At 59.2% G+C, this 18,084-nt stretch carries 19 protein-coding genes; 13 read left to right on the forward strand and 6 right to left on the reverse strand.

Translation table 11 applies throughout. From position 1 onward, the window contains the following. From ACILSR_RS24435 to ACILSR_RS24485, 11 genes are all read left to right on the forward strand, one after another. The gene (locus tag ACILSR_RS24435; protein ID WP_395752429.1) at positions 1 to 900 is read left to right on the forward strand and encodes a hypothetical protein; all 900 of its coding nucleotides are present in this window, start codon (positions 1 to 3) and stop codon (positions 898 to 900) included. Beyond that, on the forward strand, positions 897 to 1,880 hold the full coding sequence (locus ACILSR_RS24440; RefSeq protein WP_395752430.1) for a hypothetical protein: 984 nt from the start codon (positions 897 to 899) through the stop codon (positions 1,878 to 1,880). Before ACILSR_RS24435 ends, ACILSR_RS24440 begins: the two co-directional genes overlap by 4 nt. Positions 1,881 to 1,889: 9 nt before the next feature. After that, complete coding sequence (locus ACILSR_RS24445; protein WP_395752431.1) at positions 1,890 to 3,512, forward strand: hypothetical protein; 1,623 nt, start codon at positions 1,890 to 1,892, stop codon at positions 3,510 to 3,512. Beyond that, positions 3,509 to 4,036, forward strand: coding sequence for a prepilin-type N-terminal cleavage/methylation domain-containing protein (locus ACILSR_RS24450; RefSeq protein ID WP_395752432.1), 528 nt, complete (start codon positions 3,509 to 3,511; stop codon positions 4,034 to 4,036). The genes ACILSR_RS24445 and ACILSR_RS24450 overlap by 4 nt, the downstream gene beginning before the upstream one ends. Positions 4,037 to 4,078: 42 nt before the next feature. Continuing rightward, on the forward strand, positions 4,079 to 5,305 hold the full coding sequence (locus ACILSR_RS24455) for a type II secretion system F family protein (protein ID WP_395752433.1): 1,227 nt from the start codon (positions 4,079 to 4,081) through the stop codon (positions 5,303 to 5,305). A gap of 108 nt (positions 5,306 to 5,413) precedes the next feature. Continuing rightward, positions 5,414 to 5,896, forward strand: coding sequence for a hypothetical protein (locus tag ACILSR_RS24460; protein ID WP_395752434.1), 483 nt, complete (start codon positions 5,414 to 5,416; stop codon positions 5,894 to 5,896). 77 nt (positions 5,897 to 5,973) lie between these two features. After that, positions 5,974 to 6,807 carry an alpha/beta hydrolase gene (locus tag ACILSR_RS24465; protein WP_395752435.1) on the forward strand — a complete coding sequence of 278 codons (834 nt, stop codon included), beginning with the start codon at positions 5,974 to 5,976 and terminating at the stop codon, positions 6,805 to 6,807. Between the two features lie 51 nt (positions 6,808 to 6,858). Then, on the forward strand, positions 6,859 to 7,644 hold the full coding sequence (locus ACILSR_RS24470; protein WP_395752436.1) for a sialate O-acetylesterase: 786 nt from the start codon (positions 6,859 to 6,861) through the stop codon (positions 7,642 to 7,644). A 111-nt stretch (positions 7,645 to 7,755) separates the two neighbouring features. Then, positions 7,756 to 9,849, forward strand: coding sequence for a LamG-like jellyroll fold domain-containing protein (locus ACILSR_RS24475; protein WP_395752437.1), 2,094 nt, complete (start codon positions 7,756 to 7,758; stop codon positions 9,847 to 9,849). A gap of 127 nt (positions 9,850 to 9,976) precedes the next feature. Then, complete coding sequence (locus tag ACILSR_RS24480; protein WP_395752438.1) at positions 9,977 to 11,863, forward strand: potassium transporter Kup; 1,887 nt, start codon at positions 9,977 to 9,979, stop codon at positions 11,861 to 11,863. A gap of 29 nt (positions 11,864 to 11,892) precedes the next feature. Continuing rightward, positions 11,893 to 12,795, forward strand: a complete 903-nt coding sequence (locus tag ACILSR_RS24485; protein ID WP_395752439.1) for an alpha/beta hydrolase fold domain-containing protein — start codon at positions 11,893 to 11,895, stop codon at positions 12,793 to 12,795. A gap of 8 nt (positions 12,796 to 12,803) precedes the next feature. On the opposite strand, the gene ACILSR_RS24490 is transcribed toward ACILSR_RS24485, so the two are convergent. Continuing rightward, positions 12,804 to 13,097, reverse strand: a complete 294-nt coding sequence (locus ACILSR_RS24490) for a hypothetical protein (RefSeq protein WP_395752440.1) — start codon at positions 13,095 to 13,097, stop codon at positions 12,804 to 12,806. Further along, positions 13,094 to 13,318, reverse strand: coding sequence for a hypothetical protein (locus ACILSR_RS24495; RefSeq protein WP_395752441.1), 225 nt, complete (start codon positions 13,316 to 13,318; stop codon positions 13,094 to 13,096). The genes ACILSR_RS24490 and ACILSR_RS24495 overlap by 4 nt, the downstream gene beginning before the upstream one ends. Before the next feature lie 133 nt (positions 13,319 to 13,451). On the opposite strand from ACILSR_RS24495, the gene ACILSR_RS24500 reads away from it, so the two are divergent. Beyond that, positions 13,452 to 14,549, forward strand: coding sequence for an MGDG synthase family glycosyltransferase (locus tag ACILSR_RS24500; protein ID WP_395752442.1), 1,098 nt, complete (start codon positions 13,452 to 13,454; stop codon positions 14,547 to 14,549). Positions 14,550 to 14,552: 3 nt separating this feature from the next. Beyond that, positions 14,553 to 14,939, forward strand: coding sequence for a (deoxy)nucleoside triphosphate pyrophosphohydrolase (locus tag ACILSR_RS24505; RefSeq protein ID WP_395752443.1), 387 nt, complete (start codon positions 14,553 to 14,555; stop codon positions 14,937 to 14,939). A gap of 9 nt (positions 14,940 to 14,948) precedes the next feature. On the opposite strand, the gene ACILSR_RS24510 is transcribed toward ACILSR_RS24505, so the two are convergent. The 4 genes from ACILSR_RS24510 to ACILSR_RS24525 are packed head-to-tail and all read right to left on the reverse strand — an operon-like array spanning position 14,949 to position 17,928. Then, the gene (locus ACILSR_RS24510) at positions 14,949 to 15,572 is read right to left on the reverse strand and encodes a thermonuclease family protein (RefSeq protein ID WP_395752444.1); all 624 of its coding nucleotides are present in this window, start codon (positions 15,570 to 15,572) and stop codon (positions 14,949 to 14,951) included. Then, the gene (locus tag ACILSR_RS24515) at positions 15,569 to 16,264 is read right to left on the reverse strand and encodes a 7-carboxy-7-deazaguanine synthase QueE (RefSeq protein WP_395752445.1); all 696 of its coding nucleotides are present in this window, start codon (positions 16,262 to 16,264) and stop codon (positions 15,569 to 15,571) included. The genes ACILSR_RS24510 and ACILSR_RS24515 overlap by 4 nt, the downstream gene beginning before the upstream one ends. Next, positions 16,258 to 17,601, reverse strand: coding sequence for an aspartate aminotransferase family protein (locus ACILSR_RS24520; RefSeq protein WP_395752446.1), 1,344 nt, complete (start codon positions 17,599 to 17,601; stop codon positions 16,258 to 16,260). The genes ACILSR_RS24515 and ACILSR_RS24520 overlap by 7 nt, the downstream gene beginning before the upstream one ends. Before the next feature lie 18 nt (positions 17,602 to 17,619). Then, on the reverse strand, positions 17,620 to 17,928 hold the full coding sequence (locus tag ACILSR_RS24525; protein ID WP_395752447.1) for a Dabb family protein: 309 nt from the start codon (positions 17,926 to 17,928) through the stop codon (positions 17,620 to 17,622). Positions 17,929 to 18,084 lie beyond the last annotated feature (156 nt).

Below are 18,084 nucleotides of genomic sequence, written 5' to 3' on the forward strand. Positions count from 1 at the left end.
ATGAACTCCAAATACAGACTGCTGCTGCCAGCCCTGATGGTTTTGATCATGGCCACCTCCGGGAATGCTCAGGATGCAGCGACTGGCGAACCGGGTGAAAAGCGCGTGCAATACCAGCTCGTGCTGCCCGAGGAAAAAACCCCCGAGAATGTAAAGCCGGAGGAGCACAACCCCTTCGAGTCCGCCAATGATGCCATGATCCGCCAGGCACCGGGAGACACAGAAGAAAACCGCGTGCGTGACAAACTCCTCAAACTGCCCGTGGTGGGTGTCAAACGCATGCCGGACGGCCGCATGCGGGTTCTGCTGGGAGACATCATTCTTGAGACCGGCAGTCTTGTGCCTGCTGTGCTTCCAGAGCAGCTGGTGGAGCTGAAAGTTAAAAACATCACCGCACAATGTGTTGAACTCGAATGGCAGGAGAAGCGCTTCACCGGCCTGCCTCCGAAACTCATGCTCATTCCGATCAAGATTTCGCCCCAGGTGCGCTATCAGTTGCTAGGGCAGACAGGCGAGGATGCAAAAAGCGTCAAGGGTGGTGGAACCAATGCTAAGATGGATCTGCCCCTGCGCGAGATCGCCACCAATCCGCAGGCTCCGCCGCCAGCTCCTGCTGCGGCTTCTGCTGCGGCTGCACCTGCCGCCACCGACGAAACAACTCCACAGCCACTGCCTGCACAGCTCGTCGCGGACGATCCAGCTCCATTCTCCCCTCCGCGTGTGGTCAAGCCCGAAGAGCCCGCTGCGGCCGCGCCCTCCACGCCCGAGCCAATGCAGGCCAAGGCACCACCTCTTCCGACCAAACCAGCTGAAAGTCCGCCGGCAGCCAATCCACCTTCACCTGCCGTGGAGTCGATGGTGCGCATGCTGTTCGGCAATCCAACACCCAGTCCGAAATGAACCGCCGCGTCCATCAGCCAGGAGGCTTCACCTCCGTAGAACTCCTGCTGGTGCTCGCGCTTTCCGCCGTCATCCTGGGAGGAGCGGTTGTGTCCTATGGCACGCTCGTGCGCAGCCAGCCCAGCATTTCCTCGGCGGTCAGTGTGCCGCTCGGTGTTGCCCGCATGCAGAACTTTTACAGTCTGGTCAGCGATTCCGTCAATGTCCCCATGGCCCCACAATACGGTGCTTTGTCGCTGGCGGAGGAGCTTCGTGAGCAGTTTCTGACGGACACACTCAGCGCCACAGCCGTTTATTGCCTGCCCCGCGACGGGATGAACACCTGGAGGCCGTCGGTGATTGCATACAATTCAACGCAGGACGGCGAACTCGACACCCCGCAGAAGTTCCGCGCCCACGTCATCGCACGCGCAGGCGTGGCGAGTTCTCTCTATCGGGACTACCGCAATCCGCTCAATGACGGCACGACGGTGCCCATGAATGCCAGCATCTTCGTGCTCGGCTACAGCAAGTATGCCGGCTACCTCAAGGTGAATGCCATCTATGACATTGATGTCATTCGCTTCACTGGCGCCACGGAGCCCAATGGCATTTACGCCTCGGTCAAAAGGTATGCAGACTCCACATCGTCTGTATCACCGGCCACGCTTACCTACATGGGCGGCTATGATGTGTTTTATCCGCCATCCGTGCAGAACCCGACGAATTCGACCCAGTGGTCCACGGACGGGCTCACTCCCCTTTTCGTCACTTTTGAGCGCGCCACCCGGCTGGCCCTGCGTGAGACGCCCACCACGATCGACCGCTTCAAGCGTGCGTACGAACGTCCGTTCTACTTTATCTGGTGGCCGGATCCTGCCACGCGTCATCTGGGTCCCGTGGCAAACACCCTGGCTTCCACGGATCCGCGTCAGGCCTACAACCAAATGGGAGGCCGCACCGCCTTCATGTTTACCGTGCCGATGTTTCCGGCGCTCTGAAGTCTCGTCATGCGCACAGTCCCTTTAAATCATCGCACGAATCGCGGAGCCCTCATGGCCGCCGCGCTCATGCTCATGGTTGTGTGCGGGATTTTCATGTCCGCGTGGGTGACTCTCATGAGCACCCGCGCCTCACAGGTCAGTTACCTTGAGGATGTCTGCAAACGCCACGTCGGAGTCGAAAGCTCACGGCTGCTGGGCTGGCAGTATGTCACCAGCAAAGCCTTCGATGTAAACAACACCCTCGCCGCTGGTCAGAACACCACTCTTGGCACCGACATCGGCAGCTTCAACAGCGGCACCGGATGGAACAACCTGAACGTCTATACTTCCGCCAACACAGCTGGAGGCATGACCACGGTGTTTCCTTACAATCACACGGGGCTGCGCCCGGGCGCCACCTACCTGAGCGTGGAAAAGCTGACCCGCCCCGCCTCCAACATCGCCGGAAACATCGACGACTACAACGCATGGCAGTTTCTCAAAACCATGCCGCCGGTGCTTAATGGAGACGTCTTCTGCATCTATCGCAAACCCGATGGAGTTTCAACTGAGCTCGACGTTTATGCCAACACGGGATCCGGCAGTGCTGGTCACAACGCCAACTGGACCGTCCAGGGCCGCACCGTGCTTCATGATCCGCCCTCGCTCTTTGTCCGGAGCACGCCCAGCCCGCTGCAGCTGCCCTTCCTCACCAAATCGCTCTACATTCAGTCCCACTCGACGGTGGAACCGCCATCCATCCCCTACCCTGTTTATGGCACGGACTTGAATGGCAAGGCCCTGGTTCCATCCAACATGCCCGTGGTTCCGAGCACCACCGGACCTGTCGACAGCAGCGGCACCAGCAGTTTCGTCGGCAGCCTTAATGTGGTGCGCAACAACAACAATCCAGACAACTCCCTCTGGCACTTCCAGGACCGTGAAGCCGCTGCCGGCCGCACTCCCACCATCACGATCGACGTGGAGAAAGTCTTCAACTCCGCCACTGAAGCCTATTGGATCGCCGAACAGGCGACGCCTACTTACACACCACCCGGCTGGCCGTCGGGCTATGACACCAAGCTGAAGGTGCTCTTCATCAAGCTGGACAGCGCCTACCTTAAAAACATGCGCATTTATGGGGTGGTCGATCAGATCATCTTTGTCGGCCAGAGCAATGCCACCGCGTTTGAGAATGCCGCTTCATTGAAGCCGGTCATCATCACCATCATGCCCAATGGGTCCAAAGGACGCTGGGTGCGTGACATTCGCTTTGAGCGTGAAAACAACCGGCGGCATGTACTTGCCTTCCAGGACGACAATGGCCGCCCTATCGAACTCTCCTGGGTGAACAATCCCATCAGTGGCACGGAATTTCGCTGGCGTTGCGTGCTGGTGAACGAATACCAGACCCTCATGTTCAACATGCCTGCCACGTTGACTCAAAGCGTGCGCTGGATTGGCGGGGTCATGACGAACTGGACCGTCAAGCGCCGCGCCTCCGGCGGCACCAACCCCAGCCGCCTGCTCTTTACCAGCGACAGCGACCCAGCCGTCCCCGCGGCCACCAACGGCGGCCCCGCTTTCGCCACCTTCCTGCCTCGTGACGCTTGGCTGGAATCCTACTTCCTTCCTGTCGCCCCGCCATGAAGCACACGAAGCTCCAGAGTTTATCGCAGGTTCCGGTGGTCGCCCGCTGTTTGAGATGGCTCGGCAAACCCGGCGCGACATCCCCGACCACCCGAAAGGCACGCGGCTACACGCTGATCGAGGTCCTCGCTGCTGCATCCATCATCTCCATCGGCACCACCGCCATGGTCAGCCTTTCCGCGACTTTGATGCTGCAGGAGGAAATGGCCAACCGCGTCAGCATCACCCGAAACTATCAGGAGAACACCGTGAGGCTCTGGCAGCTGGGCCTGTCCACGGTGCAGATCACCGCGCTCATGCCGTCTTTGACGCAGAACGCCCTGCTGCAGCAGGCCATTTACACAAACCCGGTGCTGGTGGAGAGCGGGCTGACCACCGTCAACGGCGTCGTGATGGAGACGGCGCTCTGCACCGCCGTGGTGAACAGCTCGCAAAACCCCACGGTCAAAACCGCCGGAGCCTCCTTCACCATCACCGCCTACCGTCCGCATCTGGTTACGGACCTGCGCACACCTCCGCCATGACTTCTGCTGCATCCAAGTTGAACCCGCTCAACCTCCGGCCCTATGCTTAAAAAAGTTAAAATCACCAACGTCCACTCCGGAAAGTTCGTCGAAGCCCTTGTGGACACGGACACCGATGAGAAGGCCCTCATCGGCGCCGGCGTGGCGCAGAATGAAACCTCGACCATTCAGACCATCACTGGCGTCGATGAGAAGCTGCACCGCCTGACCAGTCCGAAGCCTAACACTGAGGACAGCGCCGCCTTTTTCGCAGGTCTCGGCCGATGCCTCGAGCGCAACATCTCACTGACCAAATCCCTGCTTCTGCAGACGAACCGCGTCAAGTCCGCCACCTACAAAGGCATGATCGCCGAGGTGGTGCATGCCATCTCAGTCGGTGACAAATTCAGCGATGCCATCGCCAAATTTCCCAAGCTCTTCCCCGATGACATGCTCTCCCTCATCCTCGCGGGTGAGGAAGCCGGTCAGCTTTCCAAAGTCTGCAAACGTATCGCCGTCTCGCAGAAAAAATCCTCCAAGGTTATCAAGAAGCTCAAGGGCGGCCTCATCTACCCCGCAGTGGTTATCGTCCTTGGCGTGGGCGTCGTCATCGTCATGAGCTTCACGCTCGTTCCGGCCATGGCAGGTTTGTTCGCTTCCTTCAAGACCGATCTCCCCATGGGAACCAAGGTGCTCATCTGGCTTTCGGACCTTTTCCTGCACCGCCCATACCTCGCCATTCTTCCTTTTATTGGCCTGTATGTCTTCTTTGCTAACTGGGGATGGATCAGTTCTCGTCGTCCCGTACAGGATTTGTTCCTCAAGATCCCCGCCGTGGGCGTGCTGGTGCGCAAATCCGCCGCCGCCACAGGCTTCCGCACCCTGGCCATGCTCACCGAGTCCAACGTGCGCCTTAGCAGCGCACTGGACATCACCGCCCAGGCAAGCTGGCATTATCACTACAAGGAGCTCTTCGTGCGTCTGCGGGAGCACATTGCCGTGGGCCGGACCCTGCATGAGGCCTTCCTCATGGAGTCCCACTGGCTTGGCCCTGACGCGCGAAACCTGTGCGGCCTCATCGAACTCGCCTCTGAAACCGGCTCAGGAACGGAGATGCTCTCCGAAATCGCAGACGATTATGAAGAGGATCTGGACAACCTCGCCGCTACTCTCGACAAGATGATCGAACCTCTCACCATGCTTATTCTCGGCGTCATGGTGGGCTTCCTCATCTACGCGATCTATGGCCCGATGTTCAGCCTCGGCGATGTGATCTTGAAGAAGAAATAACCATGCCATGTTCGATCCCCCGCCAGCCCCGGCGGGGGGGATGAGAGAAGCCTGCCCTTCCGCTCGTTTATCGGGCTGGAGTTTAGGCAAATCTTTATTCATCCAACCATGAACAAAAGCATATTTCTCTCGGTTCTCGCATTCATTGGCGCGCTGCTGATGTCTTCCTGCGCCAGCGGCCCCACCTATTCTTCCAGCGTGAACTCGCCTGGATTGAAGCCAGCACCGGGCAAAGGCCTGGTGCTTGTTTATTGGGACAGCGGCATGGCAGGAACGGCAACGACCTGGGATCTCTATGCTAATGACAAACTCGTGACCCACGGCATGCGGCGCGGTGGTTTTTGCAGCATCCAGGCTCAGCCCGGACCTTTGAAACTCGAGACCAAGCAGGGCTGGAACTGGGCCTCCCTTGCCGGACTCAACCTGATCAACCAAATCAAAAAGGATCAGCCCTCTCTCAACATTGCACCCAATCAAACCTACTTTATGGAGATGGCCTTTGGCACTTGGCGGGAAAAGATCACACAGGTTTCGGCGGAACAGGGCAGAGAAGACATCGCTGACTGCCACTGGGTGAACAAACCACACTAGCAGCTTGCCTTCCAGGCTGTATTCCCCCACCGCAAGGCCCTTGAAAAGCCTCTCCAAATGGTCCGTTGTATCGGGCCATGAAATTGATCCTGCTGTTCAGCCTTCTCGCCTTCTCCATTCTCCACGCCGCAGACAAGCCCTTCAACATGCCGGGGCTCAAGCAGGACATCGAATTTGCGAAGGCGGGAAATGTCAGCCTCACACTCGATGCATTCGTGCCTGAGGGAGCCGGTCCTTTTGCGACCTGCATCCTCGTGCATGGCGGCGGCTTCACCAAGGGGGACAAGCATTCATTCATCAAGCCGCTGTTTGAGCCGCTCTCGAAGGCAGGCTTCACCTGGTTCACGATCAACTACCGCCTCGCGCCAGAGCACGCATGGCCCGCTTGCGCCACGGATGTTGCAAGCGCAATCAAGTGGGTGAAAGCACATGCCGCAGAGTACAAAGTGGATGTGAACCGCATCGCGCTCATCGGCGAATCAGCGGGTGGGCATCTCGTTTCCTGGGCCGGAGTCACGGGTGAAGGCGAGACGCGTGTCGCCGCCGTCGTGCCATTTTATGCACCCCACGATCTCGTCGTCCAAGTGGAGCGCCGCAAGGCACTCGGCGGACTGGGAGGTCTCATTGGCACGGAAGAGCTCAATGATGCGGCATTGAAAAAACTGGCAGACATCTCGCCACTGAATCACATCAAACCAGGTCTTCCCCCCTTCCTGCAAATCCATGGCGACAAGGATGAGACCGTGCCCCTTTCACAAAGCGTGAATTTTGAAGCCAAAACCAAAGCCGCAGGCAACCGCTGTGAGACAATCGTCGTGCCCGGTGGAGCGCACGGCATGGGAGGCTGGGAGAAACTCGGGTCGGACTATCAGACCCGGTTGATCGCATGGCTGCGCAAGACCCTGCAGTAGAAGGTTTCGCCGCAAAAACAAGTTCCTCACAACGTTCCCTTATTTCCAACCATGATCCGTTCCTTCCTCCTCTTCGTGGCAGCTTTTGCCACCAGCTTCTCCATTGCCGCAGATTCCCCCCTACCCTCCAAAGACAAGTTTCACCTCTTCCTGCTGGTGGGTCAGTCCAATATGGCCGGGCGTGGTGTCGTGGAGGCGCAGGACAAGGCGGTGAATCCGCGTGTGCTGATGCTCACCAAAGAGGGGCAGTGGACACCCGCCGTCGATCCTCTGCATTTCGACAAAACCGCGGCGGGCGTCGGTTTGGGAAAAACATTCGGCCAGATCATCGCCGAGGCCAGTCCGGGGGTGACGATTGGTTTGATTCCATGCGCGGTGGGTGGCTCCCCCATCGACACTTGGAAGCCCGGCGCATTTTATTCCGGCACCAAGACCCATCCCTGGGATGACATGGTGAAACGCGTGGAACTCGCCCTGCCCGCAGGTACGATCAAGGGCATCCTCTGGCATCAGGGAGAAAGCGATTCGAACAAGGAACTTGCCCCGGCGTACGCCGCGAAGCTGCAGGATCTGGTGAAGCGCTTTCGTGAACTCGTGAAATCTCCTGACGCGCCCTTCATCGCCGGACAGATGGGCAAGTTTGAAGACGCACCTTGGTCGCCTGAGAAAGAGATGGTGGATCAGGCGTCGCGTGACCTGACAAAGCACGTGCCGCACACTGCATTTGTGACTGCAGAGGGCCTGAAACACAAAGGCGACAAAGTGCACTTCGACGCAGCGGCCTATCGTGAACTTGGCAAACGCTATGCCGCAGCCTACTTAAAATTGACGAAGTAAGACGCCAGCGTCGGGCGTGAATGGCGCGGTGAATCTTTAAGCACAAAAGTCCCAGAAATGGGCGCAAAAGGAGTGGGGACAGGTGGACTGTGCGCCGTACCTTCACGCACCATGATGCGCCCTGTTCTTCCGCTCCTTGCCCTGCTGCTCACGACTTCACTGCGCGCCGAATTCAAAGCGGGCGCTGCCGTGATCGACATCTCTCCGCCCAAGCTGCCGGTGCTGGTCAATGGAGGAATGCTCAGCCGCTATGTGGACAAGATCAACACCCGCGTGCATGCACGGGCGATTGTGGCCAGCGATGGCAAAACGGAGATTGCCATCGTGGTGGCAGACAGCTGCATGATGAGCCGAGATGTGCTGGACGACGCCAAAAAGATGGCAGCAGCAAAGACCGGCATCCCGGCGGATCGCATGCTCATTTCCGCCACCCACGCCCACTCGACACCGGCTTCGATGGGTTGCCTGGGCACCGATCCCGACCCGAGCTACGTACCGTATTTGAAAGAGAAGCTCGTCGAAGCCATCGCGACTGCCCAGTCCGTGATGGCACCTGCCAGGATCGGTTTCGCCAAGGCGGACGCCAATGAGTTTACCGCTCTGCGGCAATGGATTCGCAGGCCGGACCGCGTGGTTGAAGATCCCTTTGGCAACAAGTCTGTGCGGGCCAACATGCACGCAGGCCGCAACTGGGACGACGTCACGGGTGAGTCCGGTCCGGAAGATCCCGACCTCTCGCTCATCTCCATTCAGAAAAAGGATGGCAAACCACTCGCTGTGCTGGCGAACTTTTCGATGCACTACTTCGGAGACAAGGACATCAGCGCAGATTACTTCGGTCTGTTTTCAGACGGACTGACTCAGCGCATCGATCCGCAGGGCAAAATGGTGGGCATCATGTCCCACGGCTGCAGCGGGGACATTTATCGCGTTGATTACAAGGTGCCTGAAAAGGATCGCCCCAAGGTGACCATCGAAGAGTACACAAACGGTCTGCTCGATATCGCGATGAAGGCCTATGCTGGAATCCAGTACAACGACCATGCGGACCTGGCGATGACCGAGACGCGGATGACCTTAAAATACCGCACGCCTGACAAACAGCGCCTCGAATGGGCCCAGCGTGTGGTGACCGAGATGGGCGACCGGCTGGCAAAGACGCCGACGGAAGTCTATGCGCGAGAACAGATCATCCTCAATGAGCGGCAGCAAACGGAAATCGTGGTGCAGGGACTGCGCATCGGAGACATCGGCATCGCCACGACGCCGAATGAAACCTATGCCATCACCGGATTGAAGATCAAAGCGGCCAGTCCCCTGCTCCATAACATGGTCATCGAACTCGCCAACGGCGGAGATGGCTACATCCCGCCACCGGAGATGCATGCCTGGGGCGGCTACAATACGTGGGCGGCACGGTCTGCCGGGCTGGAAGTGAATGCGGAGGCTAAGATCACCGGTGCAGCCATCGAAGCTCTGGAAAAAGTTTCAGGGGAGCAGCGCAGGCCATGGAAGCTTCCCGCTGGTCCGGCCGCCAAGGCGGTGCTGGCATTGAAACCGTCGGCATACTGGCGTCTGAACGAGTTTACCGGGCCGGTGGCAGAGGATGAAAGTCCGCACGACCACCACGCCATCTACGAGCGCGATGTCGCCTACTATCTTGAGGGACCGAATTCAGCGGGCTTTTGCGCCGAAGGCAGTGTCAACCGTGCGCCGCATCTTGTGGGCGCCCGCATCCGCTCGCGTTTTGCAGAACTCGGCACTCAGTATTCGGTCTCCCTTTGGTTTTGGAACGGCATGCCTAACGATGGGCGAGACACCTGCGGCTGGCTGTTTTCACGCGGCGACGATCACGGGCTGAGCGTCAGTGGCGACCACATCGGCATTGGCGGAAAAAGCGGCAACACAGGCAAACTGATCTTCTTTAGCGGCACGAGCGACAAGAACGTGGTGGTTGGCAAGGCGGAGATCCCGCGCTGGCAGTGGCAGCATCTCGTGCTGGTGCGTGATGGGAACAAGGTTCGTGCGTATCTCAACGGCGCGCTGGAACTGGAAACAGAAACCCACCTCACCCGAATGGAGCCTGCCTATGATTGCTTTTTCGGCGGCCGCAGTGACAACGATTCGAACTGGGAGGGCCGCCTGGATGAGATCGCCGTGTTTGATCGGGCGCTAACCACCGCCGAGATTTCCAATCTCAAGTGAGCCCTGAGCACCTGTTCATATACACAGCCCAGTGCGCCGAACTGTCTCTTGCATATCCACCCCTGCTGGATAACAACAAAGGTCCCTGATGAAAACAGGGCTTCGGGGAGCGTCCCGAAGACACCTCATGTCAGAACACAAAAACTCAAACAGTTGGACCTTGGCCCTCGTGGCTTTGGGGGTGGTATTTGGGGATATCGGCACCAGTCCGCTCTACGCATTGCGGGAATGTCTCACCCATGCGGGCTACACGCCTGGTCGTGACGGGGTGGAAATGATCTACGGACCCATTTCGCTGATGTTTTGGTCCCTCACCCTGATGGTTTCCGTCAAGTACCTCAGTCTCCTCAGTCATGCGACTGCGCAGGGCGAGGGCGGCATGTTTGCCCTGCTGTCCCTGCTGCGGTCCAAAAAGGAGGCGCTCAGCCCCAAAGCCAGCGCCTTTGTCGTGCTCGTGGTCCTGTTCGGAGCCGCCTTGCTGTATGGCGATGGCATGATCACCCCCGCCATCTCGGTGCTCTCGGCTGTGGAGGGTCTGAAGCAGATCAAGGAGGATATCCCGCCACATGTCATCGTGTACATTTCCGTGGCCATCATCTTTGCCTTGTTCATGGTGCAAAAGTATGGCACGGCCAGGATTGGGGTCGCCTTCGGTCCGATCATGATTCTCTGGTTCGGCGCGCTTGCCGGCCTGGGCTTTTATCGATTTGTCCAGCATCCTGAAGTCGTGGCCGCGCTCTCACCGCACTGGGGCATCAACTACCTCATGCACCACGGCTACCATGGGATTGTCATCATGGGCATGGTGCTGCTGGCCGTCACCGGCTGCGAAGCCCTCTACGCGGACATCGGCCACTTTGGCGCAACGCCCCTGAAACGTGCCTGGTTTTTGCTCGTCTATCCGGCCCTCATTTTCAACTACCTCGGCCAGGGCGCTCTCGTCATCAGCGATCCGAAAGCGCTGGAGCATCCCTTCTTCAGACTGGTGCCGCAAGCCTTGCTGGTGCCCACGATCATCCTGGCCACGGCCGCCACCATCATCGCCTCACAGGCCATGATCACCGGCGTTTACTCACTGACGCAGCAGGCCGTGCAGCTCGGCTACCTGCCCCGCTTGAAAATCATTCACACCAATCCAGATGTGCGCGGCCAGATCTACATGCCGCAGGTCAATTTCCTGCTGATGGTCGCCTGCATCGCCCTGGTGATCGGTTTTGAGACCTCCAGCAATCTCGCCTCCGCCTACGGTCTTTCGGTGTCCATGGAGATGTTTCTCACCAGCGTTTTGTTTTTCTTCGTCTCCCGGCGCATCTGGGGCTGGCCGTTTTGGAAGTCTTTTTTACCGGTGCTCATTTTCAGCAGCATTGAGGCAGGCTACGTCTCCGGCAGCCTGATCAAGTTCATGCAGGGAGCATGGTTTCCGCTCGCAGTTGCGGCCTGCATCTGGGTCATCATGAAGACGTGGACAGACGGACGCGCCATTCTCTTTCAGGCCATGCAGCGCGGACGCCTGCCTGTGGTGCATTTGGTCGATGAAATCAAAAGAGACCGCATCATTCGCGTACCGGGAGCCGCCGTCTTTATGTCTGCCAGCGCCGACGGCCTGCCTCTCGCGCTGCTGCATCATTTGAAACACAACAAAGCGCTGCACAAGCAGGTGGTCCTGCTCAGCGTCAAATTCGAGGATGCCCCATACGTTTGCGAGGAATCCCGCCATGAAATCAGTGAGTATTACGAGGAGTTTTACCGCGTCGTGCTGCGCTACGGTTTCGCCGAGTCGCCAGATGTATTCAATGATCTCTGCAAGGCGCTGACTGATAAAACCAAAGTGAAGCGCAATGGCATCACCTTTTACCAGAGCCGTGAAGTGCTGCTGACCAATGGCCCCGGCAAGATGGCCGCCTGGCGTAAAAAACTCTTCGTCACCCTCTCCCGCCTCAGCCGTCCGGCCACCGGCTACTTTGATCTGCCGCCGCGTCAGGTCATCGAGCTCGGCATTCAGCTGGAGGTGTAGGCAGGGCTGGCTTTGAAAATGATGCTGCCATGATTTTGTCCCGATTTCTCCTTTCCGCATTCTGCCTTCTGGCTGCTGCTTCCGCCTTCTCCCAAACCCCGGCCCCCACCCAGGCCAATGTGCCCTACGGCAAGCATCCCAAGCAGGTGCTCGACTTCTATCAGGCCAAGGCTGACAAGCCCACACCTCTCCTGTTCTTCGTACATGGCGGCGGGTGGATGACCGGAGACAAGGTGAACCCAGACTTCCTCAAGCAGTGCCTGGATGACGGCATCTCCGTCGTCTCCATCAACTATCGCTTCATCCCCGACGCCCAGGCCGAAGGCATCACTCCTCCCGTGAAAGCCTGCTTGGATGATTCCGCACGTGCCTTGCAGTTCGTCCGCAGCAGAGCCTCCGAGTGGCACTTCGACAAAGACCGCATCGGCGGCTGCGGAGGTTCCGCCGGTGGCTTTACCGTGCTCTATCTTGGTTTTCACCCTGAAATGGCGGACCCGAAGAGCGCTGATCCCATCGCCCGGGAATCCACCCGCCTGCGCTGCGTCCTCGCCTTTGTGCCACAGACATCGCTGGACCCGAAGCAGATGCTGGCCTGGATTCCCAACCTCGAATACGGCAGCCACGCTTTCGGACTCGGCAGCATGCAGGAGTTTCTGGCCAAGCGGGACAGCCTCATGCCCTGGATCGAACAGTTCTCCCCCTACGCCCTCGCCAGCGCGGATGATCCGCCCGTGCTGCTGTTTTATGACAGCACACCCGATCTAGGCAAGCCCCCAGCCAAGGACCCGGTCCACTCCGGCAACTTCGGCGCCGGCATCTCAGACACGCTCAAGACCGCAGGCATCGAGCACGAGATCAATTACAACAACGACTACGGGCACATGAAGTACCCGAACCTGTTTTCGTTCCTGCAGGAGAAGTTAAAGAAGTAGCGCCCCCCTCACCGCAGCAGCGGCATGATGGCCGCCACGACCAGGACGATCAGCAGCACGAGGGCCACCCACCACCAGAGGTTCTTCGTCAGAGCTTGCTTGGAGCTTCGGCCGCCAAACTCACGCGCCACGAAGTCGTCGTAGTCGAATTCATCGTCCGGGAGGTCCAGTCCATCCTCATGGGTGTCTCCGCTCCAGCCTGATTTGGCGCAGGCTCCGCAGTCGTTGCAGGCGGCCGCTCCACGGGGCACCCATTCGCCACACACGGGGCACTGCCCTGGAGGCTTGAACCGGTCGCTCATGGCGCGGAGTTCACGGAGGGCTGGCGGCTGAGCGGTTTCACGCTGGCGGCAAACTGGGTGTCTGAGGTGTGCAAACGGTGGAAGGCGGTCGTGTCAGCCATTCCTCCCAGATTGAGCAGCGGCGTCCATGCCGCCTGGCGGGAGGGGTTGACCTGAGGCCCGCGCCGCAATGGCGTGAGCATGATCAGCACCGCGGTGAGTGTCACGGTGGCGGCGAGCATTTGGCTCGTGGTTCTGGCACGTTGCCGAGTCATTAATGCCTGCCATTATTTAACTTTTATAAAATAATGTCAACTGACGAGTTTGGCCGCCCTTTTTGCTTGTTTTCACCGGTTTATCAGCCAGCGATGGGCCGTGATTTTGATCCTTACGGCAGGCTTTGGCGATGGGCATAACACCGCCGCACGCTCCGTGGCGGAGGCGCTGAAACGCCTGTGCCCCGATGAAGAAATCGAGATGACCGATCTCATCAGCGAGGCGCTCCCGCTGCTCTCAGACGTGTGCAAAAGCCTGTACCAGTTTGCCATCACCCACTGGCCCGCGGGCTGGCGCATGACGTATGACCTGATGGGCAGGCGCTCGGTCACCGGCCCGGATGCCGTGTGGCAGATGGCCCTCGTAAACGCCCTGAAGCAGCGCATTGAGAGCCGGCGGCCGCGCCTCATCATCAGCACCTACCCCCTGTATGCCATCCTGCTGGAGTCTCTGGCGAAACAGCAGGCCGTTCCGCCGCTATGCACCGTCATCACCGACTCCATCAGCGTGAATCGCGTCTGGGTCATGTCCGGCAGCGATCTCTTCTGCGTGGCGGATGAAGAAACGAAAAAAGTCGTCACCGGCTTCGGAGTGCCTGAGGCCAAAATTCGCGTCTCGGGCTTCCCCGTGGACCTTGCTTTCACCGAACCGCTGGCTCCGCAGCCTCCCGTCTCGCATGCCCGCATTCTCTACCTTCCCTCCACCACGGGCAGGCGCGTGGCCGCCACGCTGGAGGCCCTCAAGCCACTCTTCCGCAGCGGCGTGAAAATGACCCTGCCCGTGGGCAAGCATGACAAACGGCTCTACCACGTGCTGCGGCGCTTTACGGATTCCATGCCAGAAGGAACCGTCGAAATCATCGGCTGGACCAAGCGCATCCCCGAGTTTTTGCGCACGCATGACGTCGTCATCTGCAAGGCCGGCGGTGCCATCTTGCATGAGGTGCTGGCGGCAAAGATCCCTGCTGTCATCGACTACATCGTACCCGGACAGGAGGAGGGAAATGCCGAGATGCTCGTCAAACACGACGGCGGTGTCGTCACCGAGAACGCCGGAGAGACCGCTGCGGCGGTGGAAAGCATCCTCATCAACAACTGCGCCGTCGGTCGCCGCATGCGTGCCAGCATGGCCAAAATCAGCATGCCCGATGCCGCTATTCGCACTGCCAGGGTCGCTCTGAGCGTGGCCTCCTCCTGAACCATGTCCGCGCCGGTTCCTGTCGTATGTGCCATCATCCTGCGTGAAGATCGCGTCATGCTCGCTCAACGCGCACCGGGCAAAACGCTTGCCGGCCTCTGGGAGTTTCCGGGCGGCAAGGTCGAGACCGGAGAATCCGCCGAGGACGCACTGCATCGGGAGCTTCAGGAAGAACTCGGCTGCACGGTGCGGATCACGCAGACTCTCGCGCCATTCGACCACGCCTACTCCTGGGGCAGCATCCGGTTGATCCCTTTTGTGTGTGAACTCACGCGGGACAGTCCCGAGCCGCATGCACATGAACATGCGGCGCTGGCGTGGGTCACGCGTGAGCAGTTGAGTGCCTACGAACTTGCGCCGGCGGATGTGCCACTGCTCGGAGCGTGGTGAAACCGGCCCCTACTTGGCAATTCCCCACGCTCCCCGTCTTGCGGCCCGAGCCTGATGCTCGAGTTCACGCAGATGGTTTTCGAATTCGTACTCCCGCCGTCCGTCCGGCAACATCGTGCCACGGGTGTGAATCCGGCACAGTCCGGCCTTTACCAGTTTCTCGGAGAGCTCCTCACCGTCATCAAAGAACACCAGGGCGTAAGTGCGCTGGCTGTCATACACTCGCTGCCAGCGTGTTTGCACGGTGAAGTGTTTTTCCCGCAGCAGTTTTTCGGAAAAGGACTTCGCATCCAGCCCCACCTTCACCGTTTGCGGGATGGTCAGTCCGCCAAAGTAGCTGGCCTGATCCTTCAACCGGTTCTTCACCAGCGCATACTCACGCTTTTCCGGGCAGTCCACAAAGTACAACCGCAGAACGTGCTCAGCACCTTTCTCATCCACGATTTTGAAGCTGTCGCCATCGTTGCCTGCATCTTCAACGATCTTTGTATTGTCCAGTTTGACGAAAAAAACGTCCGGAACCGGTGCCGGGAGCGGTGATTTGACGCGGTTATGATCCCACACCTGCAGCAACGCCACGACCGCCCAAAACACCACCCACAAATTCCGCGCCAGATTTCCCCGCCGCTTCATGTGCCGCGTTTGTTGCCGAACAGATCGATGTGAAGACGTGGGGAGTAGCGCCACCCGGTGCGCTTGCACACATCCACCAGCCAGGCCTGCCGTGCCCGCAGCGCTTCCTGAGTGATGCCCTCCGGCATGAGCAGAATTTTTTCCGGCGGAACGGTCACGCCCATGGAGGCGACGACGGCGCGCACCTCCTCCACATCCGCCTCCGTGGCGATGACAAACTTCAGCTGGTAGTCGTAGTTGGTACACCACTCACGCAGCACCTCCGGCTGGAGACGAGTGCGCTCGTGCTTTTCCACCCAGGTCTTCCCTGCCCTGGCTTCGTCGGGCGTGGAATGCGCCAGTTTCGGGCTGAGGGAGGCCAGATCACAAGCCACACCGTTTGGAACCACAGTGCCCGCCGTTTCGATGGTGATGTGTTTGCCTGCGGCGCGGAGTTGCCCGAGGAATTCCGCCATGCCCCTGGCCACCATGGGCTCGCCGCCGGTGACGACGACGTAGCGCGTCGGCTCGCGCTCGACGATGGCCATGATTTCCGCGATACTCATCTCGGTGCCTTCGGGTTTCCACGAAGCGTAGGGAGTGTCGCACCAGATGCAGCGAAGATTGCAGCCGGAAGTGCGCACAAAAACCGAAGGCACGCCCACGAGCGAGCCTTCGCCCTGCACAGAGTAAAAGGTCTCGGAGATCAGCATGGGGCTTTCCACTCCGCCGCGTGGCGGGCAAAGGCAGGGGCGGCGCGCTGAAGCGCCTCCTCGATATCCGCCTGCGTGTGCGCCAGGCTGATGAACCAAAGGCCTCGCTCGATGGCGCGCACACCTTCCTCCAGCAGGCAGCGGCGCAGGTGCGCCCAGCGCGGAGCATCCTGACGCAGAACGTAGTCACGATAGCTGGTGATGGGTCCGGCGGGCGCGCCCTGCTTCAGCATGGTGGCATGAAAAACCAGGCCGGGCCCCTGGGGCTGCAGCGGAATGTTGTGCTGCGCGGCCAGCTTGTTCAGGCCTGCCATCAGTTGCTCACCCAGAGCGATCAAGCCCGCAGGGTGTTTCTCGCCCAGCGCGATAACCTGATCGAGGCACCATTTCGCGGCGGAAAGACAGAGAGGGTTCGCATTCAAAGTTCCAGCGTGCACGACTTCCCCGCTCATGATTTTGGCGAAGAACTTCTCTTTGCCCACCAGTGCGGCAAAGGGCACACCGCCGCCGATCGCCTTGCCCAGGATGGTGAGGTCCGGAACGAAGCCATAATGCGTCTGCGCACAGCCGGCGCCAAAGCGGAAACCGGTGATGGTTTCATCGGCGATCATGACGATGCCGTTTTCATCGCACAATTCACGAATGGTGTCGAGCATGCCCGGGGCGGCAGGCATGCAGCCAGTGTTGCACAGCACGGGCTCGAAAATGATGGCGGCGATTTGATCATGATGCTCCGCAACGCGCTGGCGCAGGTGTGCGGGATCATTCCAGCGTGCCACGACAAAGGTGTTCAGCACCTCGGGGATCACGCCCTTGCTGGGGTGCAGACGCGTGGGGTCTTCCTCCGTTCCCCATTTGTCCGGAGGAGGAGCATAGCCCACAAGGCCTTCATCTCCCCAGCCGTGGTAGTGGCCTTCAAATTTCAAAATCAGCGAGCGCCCCGTATGCGCACGCGCCAGACGTAATGCCGAGAGCACCACTTCGGTGGCGCTGTTGTTAAAGCGCACGCGCTCCGCGCCCGGGATCATCTTTTGCAGCCTCTCGGCCACCTCGATCTCCAGTTCGCTCTGCGCCGCCCAGTGCGTCCCTTTGTGAGCCTGCGCGGAAATGGCGTCAGCCATGCCGGTCGGCGCGTGTCCATAGAGGATAGCCCCCTGCCCGATCTGGAAGTCGATGTACTCATTTCCATCGACATCGAACAGGCGCGAGCCCTTGCCATGGTCGAAGTAGAGAGGCACAGGCACCTCCATCTTACGGATGCCGCTGTTGACGCCGCCTGCGATGCTGCTCTGCGCCCGGGCGAAAAGCTCGGCGGATTTCGGAAAGGTGTAAGACATTGCCGTGGAAAATGAATATCAATGAATCGGCGAGCTGTCGTAGATCACCACTCGTTCCCAAAACGTCTTGCACGCGTCAACGAAGCGTTTGTGCTTCGGACAGTCCTTCTGGTAAAACACATGGTCCTCCAAGTTTTTGAAATGCAGCGTGAGGGAGTAGCTGAAGGAGTGATCGCAAACCGGGCGCTTTTCCGTGTCTGCCGGCTTTCCGACCCAGGCATGGACGAGGTAGTCGATCTCCAGCAGATGCATTACCTCCGTCTCGAAAGTGGCGATTTGTTCCGCGGAAAGGTCAGGTTTGAGCCAAAAATAAACGTTGTGAATCATGGTGAGCAAATGGGTACGCGGCGAGCGGGCGTGTGCAATCGGCAAACGTTCAGTTTAAGACCAGACCGATCAGGGGCAGTCACCGGGGCTGGGAGGCTGCTTATTCACGCAAAAATTGAAGATTTTTTGCTAACCTAGGTCAAGATTGTGCGTTAA

The organism is Prosthecobacter sp., assembly GCF_044222565.1.
Taxonomy (GTDB): Bacteria; Verrucomicrobiota; Verrucomicrobiia; order Verrucomicrobiales; family Verrucomicrobiaceae; genus Prosthecobacter.